The organism is Peribacillus frigoritolerans, assembly GCF_001636405.1.
Lineage (GTDB): Bacteria > Bacillota > Bacilli > Bacillales > DSM-1321 > Peribacillus > Peribacillus frigoritolerans.
This window is the reverse complement of the sequence record NZ_KV440950.1, coordinates 5200007-5222257: the sequence shown is the minus strand read 5'-3', so window position 1 is coordinate 5222257 and position 22251 is coordinate 5200007. Positions and strand designations below refer to the sequence as shown.

The 22251-nt window shown below is 41.8% G+C and carries 20 protein-coding genes, 1 pseudogene and 1 riboswitch; of the genes and pseudogenes, 11 read left to right on the top strand and 10 right to left on the bottom strand.

The genetic code is table 11. The features are described 5' to 3' along the window. Window positions 1-468: 468 nt before the first annotated feature. On the bottom strand, window positions 469-801 hold the full coding sequence (locus tag A6755_RS24660; RefSeq protein ID WP_034306570.1) for a coiled-coil domain-containing protein: 333 nt from the start codon (window positions 799-801) through the stop codon (window positions 469-471). A 354-nt stretch (window positions 802-1155) separates the two neighbouring features. Between A6755_RS24660 and A6755_RS24655 the strand changes: the two genes are divergently transcribed. The 5 genes and pseudogenes from A6755_RS24655 to A6755_RS24635 all read left to right on the top strand — a co-directional run bounded on the left by A6755_RS24655 (window position 1156) and on the right by A6755_RS24635 (window position 5582). Next, entirely contained in the window at window positions 1156-1812 is a 657-nt protein-coding gene (locus tag A6755_RS24655; protein WP_034306048.1) for a 5-bromo-4-chloroindolyl phosphate hydrolysis family protein, read from the top strand. Next, window positions 1809-2981: a toxic anion resistance protein gene (locus A6755_RS24650; protein WP_063592277.1), complete on the top strand. Its 1173-nt coding sequence runs from the start codon at window positions 1809-1811 to the stop codon at window positions 2979-2981. Before A6755_RS24655 ends, A6755_RS24650 begins: the two co-directional genes overlap by 4 nt. Before the next feature lie 11 nt (window positions 2982-2992). Beyond that, the gene (locus tag A6755_RS24645) at window positions 2993-3562 is read left to right on the top strand and encodes a nitroreductase family protein (protein ID WP_063592276.1); all 570 of its coding nucleotides are present in this window, start codon (window positions 2993-2995) and stop codon (window positions 3560-3562) included. A gap of 619 nt (window positions 3563-4181) precedes the next feature. Next, window positions 4182-4259: pseudogene (locus A6755_RS28400) on the top strand (SEC-C metal-binding domain-containing protein); the annotation flags it as partial. A gap of 324 nt (window positions 4260-4583) precedes the next feature. Beyond that, window positions 4584-5582: a S8 family peptidase gene (locus A6755_RS24635; RefSeq protein ID WP_063592275.1), complete on the top strand. Its 999-nt coding sequence runs from the start codon at window positions 4584-4586 to the stop codon at window positions 5580-5582. Window positions 5583-5628: 46 nt separating this feature from the next. Here A6755_RS24635 and A6755_RS24630 read toward each other — a convergent pair whose 3' ends face one another. Further along, window positions 5629-6291 (bottom strand): YcnI family copper-binding membrane protein, encoded by a 663-nt coding sequence (locus A6755_RS24630; RefSeq protein ID WP_063592274.1) that lies wholly within the window; start codon window positions 6289-6291, stop codon window positions 5629-5631. 18 nt (window positions 6292-6309) lie between these two features. Continuing rightward, complete coding sequence (locus tag A6755_RS24625) at window positions 6310-7944, bottom strand: copper resistance CopC/CopD family protein (protein WP_063592273.1); 1635 nt, start codon at window positions 7942-7944, stop codon at window positions 6310-6312. 308 nt (window positions 7945-8252) lie between these two features. Between A6755_RS24625 and A6755_RS24620 the strand changes: the two genes are divergently transcribed. Together A6755_RS24620 and A6755_RS24615 are read left to right on the top strand one after the other, a co-directional pair. After that, window positions 8253-8966, top strand: a complete 714-nt coding sequence (locus A6755_RS24620) for a cadherin-like beta sandwich domain-containing protein (protein ID WP_134402184.1) — start codon at window positions 8253-8255, stop codon at window positions 8964-8966. Next, window positions 8917-9747 (top strand): cadherin-like beta sandwich domain-containing protein, encoded by an 831-nt coding sequence (locus A6755_RS24615; protein WP_063592271.1) that lies wholly within the window; start codon window positions 8917-8919, stop codon window positions 9745-9747. The genes A6755_RS24620 and A6755_RS24615 overlap by 50 nt, the downstream gene beginning before the upstream one ends. A gap of 52 nt (window positions 9748-9799) precedes the next feature. On the opposite strand, the gene A6755_RS24610 is transcribed toward A6755_RS24615, so the two are convergent. From A6755_RS24610 to A6755_RS24600, 3 genes are all read right to left on the bottom strand, one after another. Beyond that, window positions 9800-11431, bottom strand: coding sequence for a PAS domain-containing sensor histidine kinase (locus A6755_RS24610; RefSeq protein ID WP_063592270.1), 1632 nt, complete (start codon window positions 11429-11431; stop codon window positions 9800-9802). Window positions 11432-11547: 116 nt separating this feature from the next. Continuing rightward, window positions 11548-12204, bottom strand: coding sequence for a TVP38/TMEM64 family protein (locus tag A6755_RS24605; RefSeq protein WP_034306033.1), 657 nt, complete (start codon window positions 12202-12204; stop codon window positions 11548-11550). Between the two features lie 123 nt (window positions 12205-12327). Continuing rightward, entirely contained in the window at window positions 12328-12813 is a 486-nt protein-coding gene (locus tag A6755_RS24600; protein WP_034306030.1) for a QueT transporter family protein, read from the bottom strand. A gap of 6 nt (window positions 12814-12819) precedes the next feature. After that, window positions 12820-12865, bottom strand: a riboswitch (PreQ1 riboswitch). 172 nt (window positions 12866-13037) lie between these two features. Between A6755_RS24600 and A6755_RS24595 the strand changes: the two genes are divergently transcribed. After that, the gene (locus A6755_RS24595; RefSeq protein WP_063592268.1) at window positions 13038-13562 is read left to right on the top strand and encodes a YbaK/EbsC family protein; all 525 of its coding nucleotides are present in this window, start codon (window positions 13038-13040) and stop codon (window positions 13560-13562) included. Between the two features lie 101 nt (window positions 13563-13663). Next, window positions 13664-14482 (top strand): CBS domain-containing protein, encoded by an 819-nt coding sequence (locus tag A6755_RS24590; protein WP_063592267.1) that lies wholly within the window; start codon window positions 13664-13666, stop codon window positions 14480-14482. A gap of 83 nt (window positions 14483-14565) precedes the next feature. Here A6755_RS24590 and A6755_RS24585 read toward each other — a convergent pair whose 3' ends face one another. Then, complete coding sequence (locus tag A6755_RS24585; RefSeq protein ID WP_034306021.1) at window positions 14566-14865, bottom strand: DUF3892 domain-containing protein; 300 nt, start codon at window positions 14863-14865, stop codon at window positions 14566-14568. 278 nt (window positions 14866-15143) lie between these two features. Between A6755_RS24585 and adhP the strand changes: the two genes are divergently transcribed. After that, a complete protein-coding gene (gene adhP, locus A6755_RS24580; RefSeq protein ID WP_063592681.1) occupies window positions 15144-16157 on the top strand; it encodes an alcohol dehydrogenase AdhP in 1014 nt (337 codons plus the stop codon). 42 nt (window positions 16158-16199) lie between these two features. Here adhP and A6755_RS24575 read toward each other — a convergent pair whose 3' ends face one another. The 3 genes from A6755_RS24575 to A6755_RS24565 are packed head-to-tail and all read right to left on the bottom strand — an operon-like array spanning window position 16200 to window position 20406. Then, on the bottom strand, window positions 16200-17627 hold the full coding sequence (locus A6755_RS24575; protein ID WP_063592266.1) for a sigma-54-dependent transcriptional regulator: 1428 nt from the start codon (window positions 17625-17627) through the stop codon (window positions 16200-16202). A 4-nt stretch (window positions 17628-17631) separates the two neighbouring features. Further along, window positions 17632-19245 (bottom strand): sensor histidine kinase, encoded by a 1614-nt coding sequence (locus tag A6755_RS24570; protein ID WP_063592265.1) that lies wholly within the window; start codon window positions 19243-19245, stop codon window positions 17632-17634. A 12-nt stretch (window positions 19246-19257) separates the two neighbouring features. Then, the gene (locus A6755_RS24565; RefSeq protein WP_063592264.1) at window positions 19258-20406 is read right to left on the bottom strand and encodes an iron-containing alcohol dehydrogenase; all 1149 of its coding nucleotides are present in this window, start codon (window positions 20404-20406) and stop codon (window positions 19258-19260) included. 271 nt (window positions 20407-20677) lie between these two features. Here A6755_RS24565 and A6755_RS24560 point away from each other — a divergent pair, with 271 nt between their 5' ends. Further along, window positions 20678-22081: a M28 family peptidase gene (locus tag A6755_RS24560; RefSeq protein WP_063592263.1), complete on the top strand. Its 1404-nt coding sequence runs from the start codon at window positions 20678-20680 to the stop codon at window positions 22079-22081. Window positions 22082-22251 lie beyond the last annotated feature (170 nt).

Sequence of the window (22251 nt, the reverse complement as noted above, 5' to 3'; positions counted from 1 at the left end):
TTAAAACGAAACTATCTAAGGTTGATTGGAGCGGAAGTGTGAGACTCCTGCGGGAGCGGCGGGACAGGTGAGAGCCCACAGGCGTTTACGCCGAGGAGGCTCACCGCCCGCCCCGCGGAAAGCGAGCATCTGGAGGGGAAATCAACCACACCTCACTACTTGGTAAATAGCAACAAAGTATGTGAAAACAGCCATTTTCTTATAAATAACTTGATGAATTCCGCGGGAATATGGCAGATTCCTATTTTTTATTCTGCAGATCAGTATTGTGTAACTACTTTTTTAAAGCAAGTAGCAGGATTCATATTTAAGGCGGCGAAAACAATTGTGTATATGACAAATAGTGAAAATCGTAAAGCTTTGTAACCCTGGACAAGGGTTTGGTGACCTTTAAAGATTAATCAATCGTTTGATTAAATCTTAAATGAAAAAGCGGGAGCTCACAATGAGCTCCGGCTATTTCCTTCATTAAAAACCATCATCTGTTGCGGTGAAGGGGATATTAAGGTTTCTTTCCACGGCCCGAAGTCTTTGATTCAGTCTGTTTAACCTATTCGTATGTCGCTGGTCCGCTTGACTTAGCCTGGTGATTTCCTGGTTAATGCGGTTCACTTCACGATTTATCCGCGTGATTTCTTGGTTCTGCCGATTGAGTTCCCTCGTTTGACGCTCGTTTTGACGCTCAAGTTCCCGGATTCTTCTTTCAAGTTGTTGAGGCTGCCTTTCAATATCGAATTGGTCTGGCACCTGGCTATATGGATTTTCTTGTACCTGCTGAAAGTTCCAATCTTGCTGTGGCATATAATCAAATCGTTCAGGCTGTTGGAAGTATGGGTTAAAATTTGGTTCAAAGTACTGATGATTTCCGTTTTGTTGTGGATAAGGATAAAATCCGTATGAATTCATGGTCAACTCTCCTTTTTAAAATCAGGATGGATACCCTATAACTTATGTCAGTTCCGGTGAAGTGACTAGGCGTTAGCCCATATGAATGGGAAGAAGAGGTAATTTACAGAAAAAATTTCAATAAATTTGCAGAAATCATCCGGTTCCTATATCGTTTAGGATAGGAGAAATTCTTTTTTTCATCTTGAAACCAATTCCAAGGATAATCCGTATATAAAGAAAAGAGTGTAAGTCAGGAGTGTAATGATAATGAATCGATTTGTTGCTGATTTTGTTCCAATATTGATTGCATTTCCAATGGTTTTGCCAGTTTGGATGATTAGCTATTTCGTATTGAATCAACCGTTTGCCCTGTCCGTTGTCATATCTTTAGCAGGAGGGGTACTTGCATACTGGCTGAGTTCCGTATATTTTTCATCAAGATACCTCAAAAAACATGAATTGACGAGAAAAGAATATCAATATATAAAGAAAAATTTAATTGAAGCAAAACCGAAGATATGGCGGGTGCAAAAAGCACTAATCTCGGTCAGGCATATCTCTTCTTTTAAACAGAGGAAAGAGATGATTAAAATGATCAGGAAAATATACAGTCTGACAAAAAAAGAACCGAAGCGGTTTTATCAAGCGGAACAGTTTTATTACTCCCATCTGGATTCTGCCATGGAGCTTGCGGAGAAATATGTTTTTCTAGCACAGCAGCCAAAAAAGAATAGGGAACTCGAACTTTCTTTAACGGAGACTCGTAAAACTTTAAAGGAACTTACTAATACGATAGAAAAGGATTTATATAAAGTGATTGCCGATGATATCGATGACCTTAACTTCGAATTGGATGTTGCTAAGCAATCCATTAAAACTAGAAAAGAGTCACAAGTAATTGATGAAAGCAGGAGGTTAAAATGAATAACAATGATCCAAACCTGTTGAATAAAACGAATAACTCCAGTTTGATCGATGACCTTTTAGCCAATCCATTTGATGGGGTGCAGGAGCTTGAGAAAGTATCTTCCCAGGAAGCGAAACCGGTTAAACTGATTGATGTCATTCCTGAAGAGAACAGGGCAAAAGCTTATCAGCTTGCCGAACAAATCGACCCAACGAATCATCAGGCAATGATATCCTATGGTACACCCGCCCAATCAAAGCTCCTGACCTTTTCTAATTCCATGCTTGAGCATGTCCAGAAAAAAGATGTGGGTGAAGTGGGCAGCATTATCAATGATTTAATGAAAAAGTTAAACGAACTCAGCCCGGATGAGTTAAAACCGGATAAGCCCTCATTTTTTGCGCGTATGTTCGGGAAGCTCTCGGGATCTGTACAGGAGGTGCTATCCAAGTATCAAAAAACCGGTGCCCAAATCGACCGAATCAGCGTAAAACTCGATCGGAGCAAGAATATCCTGTTATCGGATATCGTAATTCTCGAAAAGCTATATGAAACGAATAAGGAATATTTTCAAGCATTGAATGTCTATATTGCAGCTGGGGAAATCAAACTCGAAGAAATCCATGAGAAAACGATACCGGAGCTAAGGAAGTCCGCTGAATCAAGTAATGATCAAATGAAGTTTCAAGAAGTAAATGATATGCTGCAATTTGCTGAACGGTTGGATAAAAGGCTTCATGATTTGAAGTTGAGCCGTGAAATCACGATTCAAAGCGCACCGCAAATCAGGCTAATCCAAAACACGAATCAGGCACTAGTCGAAAAAATCCAATCTTCGATCATGACAGCCATCCCACTTTGGAAAAACCAGGTTGCGATTGCACTGACCCTAATCAGGCAAAGGCATGCTGTAGAAGCCCAAAAACAGGTTTCCAAGACTACAAATGACTTGTTATTGAAGAACTCCGAGATGCTGAAAACGAATACCATTGAAACCGCAAAAGAAAATGAGCGCGGACTTGTCGATATTGAAACATTAAAGAAAACGCAAGCTAACTTGATATCCACGCTTGAGGAGACCATGCGGATTCAAGAAGAAGGCAGGCATAAACGCCGTCAAGCTGAACAGGAATTGGCGTCAATGGAAAATGAACTGAAGCAGAAACTATTAGAGATAAAGGGATAAGGGGAGATAACATGGAGACTATCGAGGCTATAAAAACGAGAAGAAGCATTGGAATCGTTAAGCAGGATCCGGTTCCTAAAGAAATGATCGAGCAAATCATTGAAGCCGGAACATATGCACCTAATCATCATCGGACGGAGCCTTGGCGTTTTTTTGTTTTGACAGGGGAAGGAAGAAATAAACTTGGGCAGGTATTCGAAGAAATAACAAGAATCGAAAATGCTGATGATACCCCTGAAAGTTTAATCAGCAAGCTCGAAAGGCAAAAAAAGAATCCATTAAGGGCTCCAGTCATCATCGCAGTGGGCATAGAGCCTAGTGATAAGAATAATGTCCTCGTCGCAGAAGAATATGCGGCTGTGAACAGTGCCATCCAAAATATGCTTCTTGCAGCACATTCTCTAGGTTTGGGAGCAGTATGGAGAACGGGGAAAATAACTTATCATGACAAAGTCCGTGAATTTTTCAATTTATCCTCTAAGGGAGATGTGTTGGCTTTCATATACTTGGGTTATCCTGACATGGAGCCGAAACCTGCTAAGAAAACACCGATTGACGAATTGACCACATGGATCGGATGAGGATTAGGGGCTGCATCAGTTTATAGACACTGATGCAGCTTTTTTTATTGCCTTCAATAAGGCTTCTTTAATTATGTTTTTACTGAAAGGGATTTGACTTTGTCAGGCTTCGTTTCAAGTGACGATTGGTGAATTAGGTTGTACAATACAAAGGAAGAATAAATTTTGATGAATTAGGATGTGTCTATAGATGAGAACGATTGATCCATTTGAGATACTCGATGGAAAAGCGATAAAATATTTGGATGTATTTGGCGTTGAGGATGGCATTGCTTTAAAAAGTAAATACGAAGATAAATCGTATTGGATATATGATTATTATTGCATGCATCAGACTTGTGATTGCCAGGAAGTATACCTTGAATTCGTTGAGGAGCTTAAAGGCAATAAACAGGCGGGACAGCATTTTGGAGTGAGGGTTTCTTTCGGGGATAATCAATTCGTCCTGGAGGATTATAATATTTCGAAGCAAAAGGCGATGGATATCGCGGAAGATACGCTGAAGTACAGTAAAGATGTAATGGAGTTATTTAAACAGCGGTATCAGCAAATGAAGGAAAAAGGCACGCAAATTATCACGGAAAGTGCAAAGGCAGCTAAAATGCCGCATGTTCATGCAGAACCGGTCATTGGCAGAAATGAGCCTTGTCCATGCGGAAGCGGGAAAAAATACAAAAAATGCTGCGGTGCAGCTTAACATCTTGGAAGCTGACTCGATTCGGAGTCGCTTCTTTTTTATTGGAAAAGTGCGTGCTTGGGAAAAAAATGAGAAAAAAGTGTAGCATAAAACGAACATTTGTTCTATAATAAGAGTACCAGATAATAACACAAAAAGAAATAAAAACTAGTTATTTAGACGGAATTTTCCGAAAACTTCTTTTTTATTTTCATAAATCTGGTATATATAAGAGAGAAGAGTTTTTTGATCTCATCTCTTTCAACGGTAGACGGCAACCAGACGGGATGAAAATCCCTACACTGATGGCAGTTTAACTTATTGAACGAAGGAAGGGGTAATCAAATGACAAGAGAAAAAAGATTAATACCTTACAAAGTTCTTGAAGTAATGGAAACGGTGAAAGAGAAGATTCCTGAGGGTGTCGAGCTTGTGAAAGCACCGGCAATTTGGGAAAAAAGCAGCTATGGTGAGGGCGTGGTAGTTGCCGTCATTGATACAGGCATAGACAAGGGACATCCAGACCTCAAGGAAAGAATCATTGGCGGGAAGGATTTTACCAATACCGGGGATTATCAAGATGATAACGGACATGGGACACATGTTAGCGGTACGGTTGTTGCTGCCATTAATAATGCTGGTGTAGTGGGAGTGGCTCCGAAAGCAAGCATATTAGCGTTAAAGGCCCTAAATGGTCAAGGACAAGGCGACATTGATTGGATTAATGGTGCTCTAGAGTATGCCATCAATTGGCGGGGACCAAATGAAGAAAAGGTTTCGGTTATTTCACTTTCGCTTGGCGGACCTCCCGATGAGACTGAACACAAACTCATTCAAAAGGCACTTCAGAACGATATCCTTGTTGTTTGTGCAGCTGGAAATAGCGGTGATGGGCGTCATGAAACGGATGAATTGGATTATCCAGGAGCATATCCCGAGGTAGTGGAAGTGGGGGCTGTGGATTTAAGCAGAAATTTAGCGGATTTTTCAAATTCAAATGATGAAATTGACTTGGTGGCGCCAGGGGTTGATATTCTCTCTACGTATCCAGGAAATAAATATGCCAGGTTGAGCGGAACGTCAATGGCTACGCCTCATGTAAGCGGTGCGGCAGCCCTCTTGAAAGTGATTGCTGAAAAAGAATTTGAGCGCAATTTAACTGAAGCGGAATTATATGCACAGCTGGTGAAAAGTACGGAAGATCTGGGAATAAGCAAAAAAGCGCAGGGAAATGGACTGCTTAACTTAACGATTACGGAACAAAGAGCTGAAAAATCGATTAAGATTACGATAGAATCAGAAAATCTAAAGCTACCGAGTAAATCGGTGGTCATGGAATATTAGAGAAAAAAGGTGCCCCAAGAAATTTTTGGGGCACCTTCCATAATGATTATTTTTTATTTTTCCTTAGAGCTGCAAAAAGCGCTACAATGGAAAGAATTAATGATATGACAGCCAGGGTAATGATCAGCGTTTGGTTGCCATCACCTTCTGTTGTTGCTGCATCCTTTGAATTGTCAGGTGTCGTGGAATCATTAGTGTCAGCTTCATCTTCGTGACCATGGTCCGCAGGTGAAGCATCAGCCTTGGGTGCAACCGTGATTTCCGTTACAGAATGCGGTAGGTCTGAGCCTTCTTCACCGCTCCATTCAACAATTTCACCATCTTCGTAATATTGAAATGCATCCCAGGCAACTTTCGTTTCTTCTTTAGGATTTTGTGCTACGAAAGAGAATTGCTGGAATTGTCCAGCAGCTATTCCTTTGTCAGTTGCTGCCCAAGTTACCGTTTTTACATGCCCATCTTTGTCACCTTCTGTCGTTACTTTCCATCCCGGTACAGGCTGATAGCTTTCAAAAGTAACCCCTTCAGGTACTTTTAAAGTCACCTTTGTAGTGGCAGTTTCTTTTTCTACGGGTACTTTAATTGTATAAGTTTCCCACGCCTCAGGTGCAGATGAACTTGGCTTGACCGTAACGTGAGCATATGCTGAACCGGAAAAAATGAATAATGAAGCAAATGTAAAAATAAGTAGCTTTGATATGTTTTTCATTTGTATAAATCCCTCCTATTATGAATTCCCTATGAAAATTATAAAATCAGCATTGATTGAATCCAGGCTTTCAGTCAATCCATGAATATGGATATTCCACTTTCCTGGCATGGTTAATATAGACTTTGATGTAAATGTCCCTGTGTTTTTCTCCTTCATTTGAAGCTTTATTTCACCGCGTGGCGTATCCAATGGCTGCATCGTGATCGTAAGCTGCTCTATTTCAGCAATTGGCTTGCCTTCCTTGGATAGATTTACTTGAATCAGGTTATCCCCGACTTCATTGGGCGTCACCATTAATGTAACCTCGTTATTTTCTTCAGTCCGTAACGTTTTTTCAATGGGGCCGGGAGAAGACATGGCAGTTTGGACATTTGTTAATAAAGCTGCAACGAGAAGGATGACGATTCCTAAACCAAACTCCATCCCCACACTATAACCAAGTTTTTTCGTTTGCTTTTTCCCACTGAGAAAATGAAAGCCGCCTAAAACGATCATGATTAACATGAGACCGATTTTCGCTAGTATCAATTGGCCATATGTTGTGTTAAACATTGAATGGATAGTTGGTACATGCTGTAAACTGCTATATATTCCGCTAATAATCAGGATGATTACAAACAGAAATGCCCATTTGGAAAACCTTTGAATGATCGACCAGTAAAAGGTTTTCTTATCTTCTTGGACTGACTGCCGATCTGCAAGCCCAGGCAAAATCACCAATAAGGCCATAAGGCCGCCGAGCCATAAAGCCATGGACAATAAATGAAGGAAATCCATCAAAACGGCCAGTGCCTGATTAGGAACGGCTGCTGTATGTCCGGTGAATGCCTTACAAATCATCAAGCTGGCAATTATGATGAATGAAATGAAAGGTAGTGATTTATTCAATGAGTTCTCGAGCATGAAATAAATTACTAAAAATAGAAGGAGCAATATTAGAATTTCCATGATCCAGATCGTCCCAAAGTTTGTAGCATTCAATACTTCCTTTATATAACTAACATTAAATGCATCGGTCCAACCTACGCCAGCATCGATCGTAACTCTTAAAGGCAGACTGCAGAAGATGGAAAATGCTAAACCAGCATATGAAAGCCAAAGGTATAGACGGGTTCTTCTGCTTGCTTCAAAAAGTCGGGAATCCTTCATTAGCGATAATCTGAAAAATAGGATTCCGGTAAGGGCAGCGAAGCATATGTATTGTAGACTTTGCAGAATAACGTTGATGGAATTCGGAAAACTTTCATTCACTTCGGAATTATTTTGATCTGATAGGCCTGCCGAATCTCCGAATTTAAAGGGGATAGTTCCTTCAATAGGATGGCCATCACTCGAAACCACTCTCCATTTAATATAGTAAATCCCTTCATCGATCGTGCCCTTCCACTTAGCTTCCAGTATTTTTTCACTCTGTTCAGAGATTGTACTCTTTTGAGTTTGAATTTTGTCTCCATCTTGGCTGAATACCTCAAGCGAATGAAAAGCTGGTTGTATATTCTCGCTGAATTGAATGGTGATCTTTTCAGGAAGAGTATCCATCGCTTCATTCGGGCTAGGATTAGAGCTGATTACTGTAGCATGACCAGAAGCCATTGCCGGGTATAAAAGCAAACTGAATAGGCTGACTACCAGCCATAAATATTTTTTCATCTTGGTGTGCCATCATCCTTTCATCCGATTATGTAAGCCCATTATAAAAGGAAAATGTGAAAAAACAGTGAAAATAATTTAGTTATCTAAAGGCAGTTTAAGAGGTTCGCTAGAAAATGAGAACAATAAGTTTTAGTTTTGCCTTCCATTCCAGTATAGCCATAAATAAGTGGTGGGAATTCCACTTTGCATAAAGTTTATACCAAATAGGCATCCTCCTTTTGATATAAACTCCATTAAGAAATAATTAAGGTTCCTTTAGTAATCTGAACCTATCATGTTTAAGGAATTTGGAGGGATAGGTTTTGATGAAGAAGGGATTAAAAGAAACAAGTGTGAAGGTGATCTTGGTTGGTTCCCTTGTGGGGATGGGAACATCCACTTATATGCCAGCGACAGAAGCTGCGGAAGGCACTTCTGTCATTTTGGAAGAGGCACAAACGGTAAATAGTCTTTCAAAGCTAGAGATAGAGGGTATGGCATTGGATCAAAAGTTTACAGAAGATGTACACGACTATAGTTCAACAGTGGGGAATGATGTGGAAAAGATCACCTTGCTTGCAGCAAGCCCTAACGAGAATGCAGCCATATATGTGAATGGTGTCAAAATGACGGATGGTAAATTGAAGGATTTAACACTTCAAACTGGCATGAATACGTTTGTAATCACCGTCAGCGATGGGGAAAATGAAACCGTAACCTATACTCTCAAGGTCGAAAAACATGAAAGTGATGATAACCTTTTAACATCGATTGGATTATCAAAAGGCTCATTAACATTCGATTCTAAAGTGACAGCTTATCATGCTTCAGTTGAAAATGAAGTCCAGTCGGTTACGGTAACTCCGACATTGAGTAACAGTAAGGCAATTGTAAAGGTGAATGGAAAGGATGCAACCAGTGCAGGTGTAAAGGTTACCCTTCCAGTCGGTAAGACCACGGTGAAGATAACCGTTACAGCAGAAAATGGAAATGAAAAAAACATATACACTTACGATTACACGGGCTGCAGCCGCAGCTAAGGAAACGGAATCGAAAGCTGCTCCAAAAGAGGATGAAGTCCAAAAGGAGCCTTCTACAGGAACGAGTAAAGCCCATCCTTCCTCGGATAAGGGGAATAAATCATCTTTATCATCAGCAGGATCCTCGGATAAGGGGAGTAAAACATCTTTAACATCAGCGGAATCCTCCAATAATCAAAAGCCAAGCGGTGGTGTCAGTGAAGTAACGAATGCACAGCAAATTGAAAGTATTTCAACACAAAAAGTGAAAACGGATTCTGTTGAGAAAGTAACGTCCGCAGATTCTTTAGGCGAGGAAGGCAATAATGGACCAGTGTTGAACAGTCTGACGGTGTCATCCGGCGTATGGAACAAATCTTTTGAATCTAATGAGCATACCTATCATATCGAGGTCGATAATGATATTTCTTCAGTCGAATTGAATGCAACTACAAATGCCAGCGGAGCAACGATTGAATATGACGGTGCGAGCAGTGCAAAAGTGAAGATCAAGGATAAAGCGAAAACGGCCATTTCCGTTACCGTTTCAAAGGATGGGGAGCGTCGTACTTACGTCCTTGTTTTCGAAAAGGACATGGATGTTGAAATGGATGAGGAAGAAACCATGGATGATGTCAAAACAAAAGAGGTGGAAGTTGAGGCAGCGCAAACGAGTACAGCTGGTATGACGGAGAGCGAAACATCCAATGATTCAGAAGGTCAGACTAATGGGAAACAACCTGTTGAGACGGTTTCATTCTTTGGGAATATAAAGGAATTCTTCACCTCTCTGATAAAATAGGATGGTTTGAATCCTGCAAAAAAAGGACAAGGTTCAGGCTTGTCCTCGAAGTTCATATTTTTATGGGCAAAATGATTTGGACCTCGGTTCCTTGGTTCAGTTCACTGTTAAACCGGACCTTTCCCCGATGCGCCTCAATGATTCGGCAACTGACTGTCAGTCCTAATCCGGTTCCTTTTTCTTTTGAAGAATAGAAAGGCTCTCCAAGATGTTTTATGCGGTTTTTTTCTATTCCGCTACCGTTATCTTTGATGGTGATGGAAAGGTTATTGTTCATTCGTTCAAAATCAATCCAAATGTGGTCGGCGGATGCCTCCATGGAATTCTTGAGCATGTTTATGAAAACTTGTTTTAATTGGTTTCCCTCACATAATAGAAGCGGTATTTCATTTTTGACAGATATTGATATTTTGGTGGAGTACGAGTCCGCCTCTGGTTTCAACAAGGTTTTGACATCGTTCATCAGGTCGATGATTTGATGTTTGCTGAATGGAAGTTCCTGTGGTTTTGCCAGAACGAGTAACTCGCTTACAATAAGATTGATCCGGTCCAATTCACTTAACATGATCGTGTAGTATTGTTCATAGGGATGGTCGCTCTTTTTAAGCAGTTGGACGAAACCTTTTAAAGAAGTCAGCGGATTTCGTACCTCGTGGGCTACACTTGCGGCAAGTTCGCCGACTATCGATAATTTTTCGGTTCTTCTTAAGCGTGCTTCGGTTTCTCGAATTTGAGTGACTTCTTTAGCATAAGTAATGATTCCGACTAAATCCTCGCCAACCATCATCGGGACAAACGTACAAGAAAGTAAGATGGACTTCCCGTACTTCGTCAGGAATTCTATATCTTTCCCTTTTTTGATCCCCTTTTGGTTTTCCATGACATATTGGCATGATGTACGGATCAATTCCGCGTCTTCTGCTGAAAAATTCAAATTAATGAATGAAGCGCCATGTATTTCTTCCTGTAGAAAGCCTGTTACCGTTTCAAACCTTGGATTCACGGTCGTGATCATTCCATTTAAATCAAGCATCAGCATTGGATAAGGGTTGTGCTCAAACAATGATTTATAGCGTTGTTCGCTATCAAATAATTGATTCTCCGCGACAACTCTTTCAGATATATCCCTGCCAATGACGACTAAGCCTTTACGTGAACCATCTTCATTGAACAGGGGAACTTTAATCGTATCAAAGGTCTTGTGATTGCCATCGGGAAGAGGGATGATTTCCTCGCACCTAGTAATTTCCCCCTTTACCCACGTTTCTTCATCGGAAATTTCACAGTAGATCAACGATTCTTTATAAAATTCGGTGTATTCTGCGAGCTCACTGTCTCTTTTTCCCTTATAATCTACATTCTCCAATTGAAATAATTGCAGCCCGAAGGTATTGGATTCAAGCCATCGGCCATCCCCATCCTTGAAATTAACGAAATCCACCATTGAATTGATGAGTGTGCGCCGACGTTGTTCCGCCTCTTTTAATCGTTTGAATTCTTCCTTTTTAGCTAAATAAAGATATAGAATTAAGCCTATTGATAAAAGGAAAACAATGCCTTCCGCCCTTTGGAGTTGAATGAAGACCTCTTTATTATGGATATTTGTAGTTAAAAAATAGTCGAATACGACTAATGTAAGAATCCCGGATAGGATATATATTGCTAAGATGGAGCGTTTGGACATGGAGATTCTCCCTGTTTTTAAGACATTTCAAAGGTAAAAATACATACACATTTTAACAAACTATCGGAAAAAAATATATGCAGAATCTCTAAATAAAAAAACAGGGGCCAATGTGGTCACCTGTTTTTTCTGAAGAAGGTTAGTTTCTTCTTCTTTTTTGCACGCTTATAGACCATGAAGAATAGTAAGAAAAGGAGTGCAAGAGCAGCTAGCGTATATTGGTTCATTTCGACAGATAGCAGTCCATAGGGAATCAGTGATAGGAAGAAAAAGTATATAAGGTTGCCAAGTGCCGTCGCCAATAAATAGTCTTTGAAAGTGACGGTGCTGACTCCGGCTGCCAAGTTAATTAAGCTTGTGGGGATAAGTGGGAAAATCCTGCCTGTAAACACGTACATGAAGCCATGCTCCACTACAGATTCTTGCCACTTTTCACCAATCTTCTTTAAAAGAAGCTCCTGAAACCAGTTTCTTGCTGCATAAAAAATGAATCCTGAGGCAACAACACTTGTAAACCAACTCCATAGATAGCCATATATGAATCCGAATATCGTGACATTGATGGTCAGGAGCAAAATTAAGGGGATGATTGTAAAAGAATTTTGTACAAACATCAATACGAATGTCACAATAAATGTAAGCAAAAGATTTTCCTTCAATATGCCAATAACAGAATCCAAATCACTTTTCCAAACCAAAGTGAACAGTTCTGCATTAGAGTATATAAAAATTGCGATTACAAGTAGACCGATTATGGTCAGGACTTTTTTCAAAGGGCCACCACCATTCTTACTAATAGTTTATCATTTTAGAGTTCAATGGTGAAAAAAAAGAGCTGCCGCATCATGCAGACAGCTCTTTTCCATTATAGTGGCTTAACGGCGCGAAGATTCCTTTTAAAGCCACTTTTCAAACTGAATTCTTTTGTTCATTCCATAAATGATTGGCGCTCCAATCAAAAGGACAACGAACTCACCGACAGCTGTAGTCATCCAGCTTAGCCAGAATGGCAAGCCAAAGGCAAGGTTCAGTTCAATTGCAATTAAAAACATTGTGAACGTGAAAAAGATAATCGTAGCGACCATACGTCCTTTAATGCCTTTTATGAAACGAGAAACATAAATGACAAGCAATAAGGCGAGCAGGGATTGGCCCACCCCAAAAATCAAATCATATGGCACCATCGGCGAAAAGAGCAGATTCGATATGAAGACTCCTCCAACGATACCGTAGATATACTTTTTATTGAATACAATCAGATGATTCAACATTTCCGGTACACGGAATTGGAACATCTCAAAAGCTATTGGTTTAAACACCAATGAGACCGCCACATACAAGGCAGCCAATAACCCGTTTATCACGAGTGTACGAACATTCATTTTACTCTCTCCCTAGTTTTTTTATCGTGGGATGGTTACGAACCACGTGCAGGCGTTTACCCGATGATTAATAGTAGCCCATGTAAGCTTGTTTCGTCAATTTGTAAAGAATGGTTTTAATTTATAGGTTTCCAATCAGATAAAGTAGCACAAGTGGATTTTGAATTATTGCAATGAAGGATGATATTATTTCAATATGTACATAAAAAGGAGTGAATATTAATATGTCGATCGAAAGTGTCAAAAGCCATTTTAAACAATGGAATCGGGAAGGCGACGTAAAGGAGTTCGAAACATCTAGTGCCACGGTAATTGAAGCAGCGGAAACCATCGGTGTTATCCCAGCGCGGATTGCCAAGACCCTTTCCTTTAAAGGGGAAGGTGAACACGCGATTTTGGTCGTTGCCGCAGGGGACGCGAAAGTGGATAATAAGAAATTTCGTCAGACGTTCGGTTTCAAGGCACGAATGCTTTCACCTGATGAAGTGCTTGCACAGACCGGCCATGCAATCGGAGGCGTTTGCCCGTTTGGCCTGGCAAACGATTTAGCTGTTTTTCTTGATGTATCGATGAAGCGCTTCGAGTCATTGTTTCCGGCTTGCGGCAGTTCAAACTCTGCAATAGAACTTACACTCGCTGAATTATTTGAATATTCAGGTGCCAAGGATTGGGTGGATGTTTGTAAGGGGTGGGAAGAAAAGGGGAATGTGGAAACGGCGGCTGGAAATGCAGTTGATGGCATTTGTTGAATGGGATGGAGTCCACTAAAGTGAACTTTATTTGCGGGGGGGCCGCATTCATTTCTATTATTGAAAACGGGCAGAAAGTGTTCCTGATCGGAGGTTGAAAGATGTTAAATGGAAGCGAAAGAAAAAGCAATAGCAATAGCAGCTATCTGAGTCTTAAAACTCTTTATGAAGAAAATATAACGGTTAAGAGCATTGCCCAGGAGCTTGAGTTTTGCCATAAAAATGATCTGGCGCTGGATATCCAGAAAGCAATGAAAAAAAAGAATTTTGATATATTGGCAGTCCAAGATCAAGGGGAAATCATCGGATATATCGAAAGGCAAGAACTAGGTGAGGGAAGTATTTCTGAATATATGAGAAACTTCTCACCAAGGGAAATGGTTTCGAATTCAACCCCTTTGATCCAGCTTCTCCATATTTTTAAGAATAAGACAAGGGTGTTCGTATTAGAGAATAATTCAATTAAAATGTTGATTACCCATGCCGACCTCCAAAAGCCTCCGATCAGGATGCTGATATTCGGATATATTACCTTATTGGAAATGAGGATGAGCGATATCATCCTGGATAGATTCGGCGATGGCAGCTGGTATCCAATGATCAGCGAAGACCGTTTAGAAAAGGCAACCGAATTATATAAAAGGAGAATCGATAAAAATGAGGATATCAATATAATAGAGTGCCTGCAAATCAGTGATAAATTCGATATTATACATAAAGATAAAGAATTGAGGCGCTTCTTCCAAATCCCTTCCAAAAGCAAAGGGAAGAAGGATGCGAATGCCATCCGAAAATTACGGGATAAGATTTCCCATGCTAATGAACTGGGTCTGGACATGTCATGGATGGAAATCATCGAGGTTGTCGAGTCCTGCGGCCGACTGCTCGAAATCTCTGAATCCTATCCTTATGAAAAATAAGATCCGGCTAATCATGCTGGTTCTTTTTTTTGCGCATCCAGATAGAAAAAAACTGCCCGTATCAGGCAGTCTCCCCGAAAAACTCAAAACTCCGGCAGTTGATCCAGGTTATTTTCTTTAATCCCATCGGGCTCACTCCGTAATATGTCACGTCCATATTTATGAAAGACGTCTACATTGGCCAGGTTGCCAGCTTTCGCTTCCGCAAGGGCTGTGGGGTAGTCGAGTTCGCGGCCGGAGTCCGTCTTGATGGCGATAATATTGTCCTCTTCATTTTTCCTTACGGCGATGATTTCTTCTTTTCCTGCTGCTGAATCACTTTGGTTTGCTTGCGGTGTTCCCTGCTGTTTATATGACTCATAGGCTTCTTCAAATTGGTCCATGTGTTTTAGACACCTCCTATTTATAGGGTGAACCATTTTTCCTGCAATATACAAACCGGATTTCGTCCAACTTGAGCCGTTAATTCGTCCAAATGGGCCGATCTTTCGGCACTTTTTTTTGTGAATGCTGTCGTCTTGGCCTTTTTGCAGTGGCATGGCACTTGCATCTTGTATAAGTAGTAGCAAGAAATAATATCCACCAGATTAAGGGAGGAATAGTAATCATGAATGTAAAACAAGGGGCAAGCACTGTAAATGCAAAACAACAGGTCAAGACAATGAAAGCGGCGGTCGTCAATGAATTTAACCAAAAACTTGAGATTAAGGAAGTACCGATCCCGGAATTGGAATATGGTGAGATATTAGTGAAAATTAAAGCCTGTGGCGTGTGTCATACCGATTTACATGCTGCACATGGTGATTGGCCGGTAAAACCCAAGCTTCCGCTTATCCCGGGACATGAGGGTGTTGGCATTATAGAAAAGGTGGCGGAAGGCGTAACTTCCTTGAAAGTGGGGGACCGTGTTGGGATCCCTTGGCTTTATTCGGCCTGCGGCGATTGTGAATATTGTCTGACCGGCAGGGAAACGCTTTGCTTGGACCAATTGAATGCAGGCTATTCCGTGGACGGCGGATATGCGGAATATTGTAAAGCACCAGCCAAATATGTGGTGAAGGTTCCTGAAGGGCTTGATTTTGCGGAGATTTCACCGATTTTCTGTGCAGGTGTAACGACTTATAAGGCGCTTAAGGTATCAGAAGCAAAACCTGGCGATTGGGTAGCGATTTATGGAATTGGCGGATTGGGACATGTTGCCCTGCAATACGCAAAAGCGATGGGTTTTAATGTCATTGCTGTCGATATTCAAGATGATAAGCTTGATCTGGCAACGGAACTGGGGGCGGATTACACGGTTAATGGGCTTAAGACCGATCCTGTACAGGCCATTAAGGATAAGGTTGGCGGCGTGCAGGCATCCATTTCTGTGGCGGTTACGAAAAAAGCATTCGAACAGGCTTACAGTTCAGTCAAGAGGGGCGGCACACTTGTCGTAGTCGGATTGCCGAATGATGAACTTCCAATCCCGATTTTTGATACAGTGTTAAATGGGGTGACTGTAAAAGGGTCCATCGTCGGGACGAGAAAAGATTTACAGGAAGCTGTTCAATTTGCGGCTGAGGGTAAAGTCAGAACGAATATTGAAACAAGAAAGCTTGATGAAATCAATGACGTGTTTTCGATGATGGAAAACGGAGAAATCAACGGCCGCATCGTATTGACGCTAGAATAGGAACAGAGGAGGAAGCCCTGGAATGGGGCATCCTCCTTTTTATTATGTCTGGCTCTTCTCATTTAATATATAGCGCAATTTCCTTATGGATATTTGCAAGCGTTTGGCAGCTTCATTCCGGTTGCCGTAGGTTTTTTGCAGAGCCTGCATGACGAGCTCCTTTCCAATTGTTGATTGAAGCTGTTTGATTTCCGTAAGGATTTCTTCAAGCATCAGTTCATCCTTCTCATTAAAATCAGCCACCAGCCTTTTTCGCCACTCTACAAGAAGGTTTTCTGTTGACTGTATCTCAGGTGACACATTTTTGTCAGGTGTGATCTGGCTGTTGGATAGTGAGATATCATTGGCGGTTATTTCTGACTTATTGTCTGCAAGAGTTAGCGTGCGCAAGACCACATTAGATAGTTCGCGTATGTTGCCTGGCCAGTTGTATTGCTGTAATTTTTCAATGGCTTCATTGGAAAATGAGATATCTCCATGACCATTTCTCTCAACCAAGTGTCGGACAAGCAACGGAATATCCTCTTTTCGGCTCCTTAATGGCGGGATATCCAGAGTCACGACGTTCAGTCGGTAAAATAGGTCTTCCCGAAATTTATTCTTGTCCACTGCCTTTTGCAGGTTTTCATTGGAGGCCGCCACTAACCGGGCGTTCGTCCGTAATGTCACGCTGCTGCCAACCCGCATGAATTCCCGCGTTTCCAAAACCCGAAGCAATTTAACTTGAATGGCCGGACTTGCATCCGCAATTTCATCAAGGAAAAGCGTCCCGTTCCCAGCAATTTCGAAAAAACCCTTTCGCAGCTGGGTCGCTCCGGTGAAAGCGCCCTTTTCATGACCGAATAATTCGCTTTCAAGCAGGGATTCAGAGATCGCTCCGCAATTGATGCCGATAAAAGGTTCATGGTTTCGGGGGCTGGCTATGTGGATGAAGCGTGAAAGCACTTCTTTCCCGCTTCCGGTTTCTCCTTCGATTAATACATTGACGGATTTTTGGGCAACCTTGAAGGACGTTTCAATCAAATTCTTCATTAAAGGACTTTCACCGACAATGAGTCCTGAATCCTCGGCAAGCTTATGGATGAAATGCTGGTTCAAAGCTTCATTTTCATTCAATAGGTTATCAATCTGCCTTTCCAGTACTTCAATATCTACGAAGGGTTTTTCCATGTAATCACTCGCGCCGAGTTTCATGGCATCAACGGCGGTCTTGACGGTGCTGTATCCGGTCATGATCAGTACCTTGCAACGCGGCTGCAGTTGTTTTAGATGCTGCAGGAGGGAAAGTCCATCGCAATCCGGAAGCTTCAAATCTATCATTGCGACATCAAAACGCTGCTGATTCCAGTCGATTTCATGAAACTCCTTCCCGCTATTCACAACTTGTACGAGGTAACCTTTCATCGTAAAAAGCCGGGATAGAAAAGTCCCAACCTCTTTCTCATCGTCTACCACAAGTAAATGAATCACCTTATCATCCCCTTTCCTCTCCTTGTATAGGAAGCCTCAGAAAAAAAGTGCTTCCATGTCCTGGTATGCTCAAAACGTCGATCTTTCCGCCATGGTCCTTGGCGATGCCAAGGCTTACAGACAGCCCCAAACCTGTTCCCTTTTCACGGTCTTTAGTCGTATGAAAGGGATGGAATATGAAGGGCAGGCGTTCTTGTTCAATCCCCGTTCCGTTATCAGTCACCTGAACCACCATGAACTTGTTTTCTGAATAGGTAGCGATCGCAATCGATTTTTCCGTTTGCGCGGACTCATCCAATGCGTCCTTGGCATTCAATAGCAAGTTGATGATGATCTGTTCGATCTGCGGCTGGCTGCCCTTTATGAAAGGAAGGTCTTCCTGAAGGCTAAGATGGAGGGAGATTTGCTTCTTCCCAAGTTGGAACTTCAATAGGTTCAGAACCTGGTGAATGGCCTCGTTAATAGAGTAATAGTGGAACCTATACTCATCCTGCCTAGAAAAGGTAAGCAGGCTTTTCACGATTTGCCTGCATCGGTCCCCGCAAATCTTAATGTCGTCCAATAGCATATAATCCGGATTGTCCTGTGGGGTTTTCCGTAATAAAATTTGCGAGTTACCAAGAATGGCCGTTAATGGGCTATTCAACTCATGGGCAATCCCAGCTGCCATTTCACCAATCGCCCCAAGTTTACCGGCATGTAATAGCTGGACTTCCATCTGTCTTCTTTCGGTGACATTTTTATAATAAGCAATGACCCCATATACTTGATGCTCCTTATTCTGTATCGGGTAAGCATGCATTTCCAAGATGGTATCATGCTGAAGGAGTATTTCCTGAAACCCTGGCTTATTAAATGAAAAGGTATCTTGAATCAGATTTTGCGATTTTTCAATTAAAGGAACCAAGTTGGAAAAGCCCCTGGCTGAATCATTGGATTGATAGACCGTTCCTTTGTGATCGAAGACGATGATCATATCTTCAACTGCTTTGAATGTATCCTCCCACTCCTGTTTGGAATGAAGAACTTCCTTATAAAGCTGGGCATTCTCCAAAGTTAACGCAAGCTGATTGGATAGTTGCTCAAGAAATTCGAGTTCATCTTCATGCCATGTTTTCTTTTTCTTCCTGCCGAAAGTCCAAATTCCGATTTTTTTACTTTTTCCGTATAAAGGGACTAATAGAAGTGATTCGATCTCAAGGGATAATAGACGATCCTTTTCTGGGAAGTCCGGTAACTGGTTAACTTCCACCTGAATCGGCTGCTTTTCTTTCAAGGCCGATGAGAATTCCTGAAAAGGGTGTAACAGGTTTTTGGGATCCATTTCAAGATCGCAGTGACCATTAGGGCAGATGTGAAGCAGGGCAGGTTCTTCCTCATACAATATGACAAAATGACTGTCATCGAAGGTAATGAGCTGCTTAAGTTTTTCAATAACATTTCGGAGAATCTCTTGGATGTCGATTTCCATATTCATATTTTTTGTGATGTCATTAATGATTTCAAGCTGCATATTCTTCTTCTTCAGCTGATCCACGGTTTTCTTAAGTTCCGTGTAATACGTTTTTTTTGAAGATTTAACGCCTGTCATTAAATCTATCAATTCATGTTTGTTCATGCTTTTCACCTCTTATAGGGCTGTAAGAAGCAGCTGATTAATCTGTTCTAAGGACATATCACGGGGGTTTGTGATCATGCAGGCATCCTCAAGAGCGGTCATCCCTATGGGATCTATCATTTCTTTCGTAATGCCGACATCACTTAAACTCTTGGGAGCCCCTATGTCCTGCGATAATTCCCTTACGAAGTGAATGGCAGCCATTCCTGCTTGCTGCTCCGTCAATGCCCGTGTATCGATGCCCATTATGTCTGCAATCTCGCTGAATCGCCTTGGTGAGGCAATTCGATTGAAATCCATGACATGGGGAAGGAGTATCGCATTGATTTCACCATGCGGAAGGAGGTACTTGCCGCCTATGGCATGTGAAATGGCATGGGCAGCTCCCAAAATGGCATTGGAAAAAGCCAGTCCAGCCTGCAGGCTCGCCATCGCCATCGCCATTTTTGCTTCCTCATTATGCCTGGATGCAACAGAGGGGCGTAAGTGGCGGGAAACGATGGAAAGCGCGTTTTTAGCTTGTACATCGGTCAAAGGTGTCGCAGCGATTGAAACATAGGATTCAATGGCGTGGGTTAACACATCCATTCCGGTAGCTGCGGTCAAATCCGGTCCCAAGGTGGTTAAGGTGGCAGGATCGACTATTGCAATATCGGGGACGAGTGATTTAGAAATGATCGTCATTTTTTTCTCGCGGAATGAATCGACGATCACCGAAAACTGGGATACTTCCGAACCCGATCCTGCAGTGGTCATGATCATCACCATGGGAGGGAGGGGAGAGTGGACTTTATCAACACCTTCATAATCACTGATGATGCCGCCATTCGTTACTAAAAGGGCTACCCCTTTGGCAACATCCAAAGCACTGCCTCCGCCCAAACCGATGATGGCATCACATTCTTGTTCTTTAAATGCCAAACAGCCGGCCTCGATCTCCCTGTCCTTCGGATTGGTCGTCATTTCAATGAAGGTAGCAAAAGCAAGGCCTGCAGCTTGGCAGGATTCAATGACTTTATCCAACCAGCCAGCATTGGCCACCCCGGAGTCGCTTACGATCAGCGCCTTGTTGGCACCCAGCCGCAAGCAGGACTCACCGGCTTGTTCAATCGAACCTTTACCGAAAATCACTTCCGGCATCACGAATTTAGTTATCGACATCTTTGCGCCTTCTCCCTGTAAAAATTCAATATCTTCTGTATTATTTTCCCGAAAAAGTGCGAAAATCCTGTTTGGATTACAGGTATTTTTATATAATATGACAAAATATCGAATGAAGAAGGACTTTTGATACAGGTCAAATCACCTGATTATTTCTTGCATTTGTAAATTTGTTACTTTAGACATGCGTGAATAGGGATAAACCTACCTAGTTAGCATTTTCTATATATTGTAAAATCATGGTAGAAACTATTAAACTGGGAGGCAATCTATGAAAAAACAATTTCTGTCGTTAACATTAATTACAGCATTGACACTCGGGACAGCCGGGACAACCACCGCTTTAGCAGCGCCGCATTCATCGCCGGTGATATCTGAGCCATCCACGGACAAGCAAGTCATTAAAAGAATCGATGCCAATAAAATCTACAAGAATATTGAATACCTCTCACAAACACCTCGGGTAGCCGGTACGGATTCTGAGTATAAAGCCGTCCAATTCATCAAAAAGCAATTCCAATCTTATGGCTATAATGCCGATATCGAAGAGTTCAATTTTTTATCTTATACAGACCCAAATCTGGTCGAGCTATCAGTTGCCGGATTTGATGGGGAAATCCAAGCGAACCATTTAACCTATTCAGTTAATGGGGACCTATCCGGTGACGTTGTATATGCCGGTTTAGGAACAAAAGAAGAGCTTGAGGAAACCGATGTTGCAGGGAAGATTGCCCTTATACAAAGAGGGAACCTCACTTTTGCAGAGAAAGTATTGAATGCAGCGGAAAAAGGGGCAGCGGGAATCATCCTATTCAATAATGCAGATGGGGAATTAAACGGGACACTCGGGGAGGATAATGACAAGTATATTCCATCCGTCACGATCACCAAAAAGGATGGAGAAGCCCTTTTGGGAAAATTGAATGATGGAGTCAAATTGACAGCATCATTAAAAATTGAAGGAGCCCATTCAGGAGAAAAAACCTCTTATAATGTAGTGGCAACGAAAAAAGCAACAAAGAACAATAAAGCAAATAAGAGCGATATCATTTATATTACCGGACATCATGATTCCGTCGCGGGGGCACCCGGAGCGAATGATGATGCATCTGGAACATCCGTCACCCTTGAACTTGCCCGTGTTCTGAAGAATCTTCCTACAGATACGGAAATTCGCTTCGTCACCTTTGGGGCAGAGGAAAATGGATTGTTGGGATCGCAGCATTATGTGAGCAATCTCCCTGATGATGACATCAAGCGGACCATTGCAAACTTCAATCTCGATATGGTGGGAAGCAGGGATGCCGGAGATTTGGTCATTTTGACTAATGATGGAGAAATGAACCTTGTAACCGAGCTGGCCCAGGCATCAAGTACAAGACTGAATGGTGAGCCGACTCCATATGGACAAGGCGGCAGAAGTGACCATGTGTCATTTGCTGAGGCTGGAATACCCGCTGCTTTATTCATCCACAGTCCATCAGAACCTTGGTATCATACTCCTGATGATACCATTGATAAAATCTCAAAAGAAAAGCTTCAAGATGTTGCTGAAATTGTCGGCACAGCTGTCTATGACCAAGCAAAAATCGAAGCTAAAATACCTGATTTCAATCATAAAAAAGGGAAAAAGGTGAAAGTTCCGCATTTATTTGGCGAAAAGGAATTCAAATAATGCAGTAAATATTCAGAGGGTGCAGCCTGCACCCTTTCTTTATGTTTAAAAATGGAAATGCGAGGGTAAAAAGTCTAATTTGGAATTGGAGCGTGCGGGCTGAATTTCCTAATTCCGTAGCATAAATAGCTTATTTATCCCTATTTAACTCTAAGACTATAATCCTTATA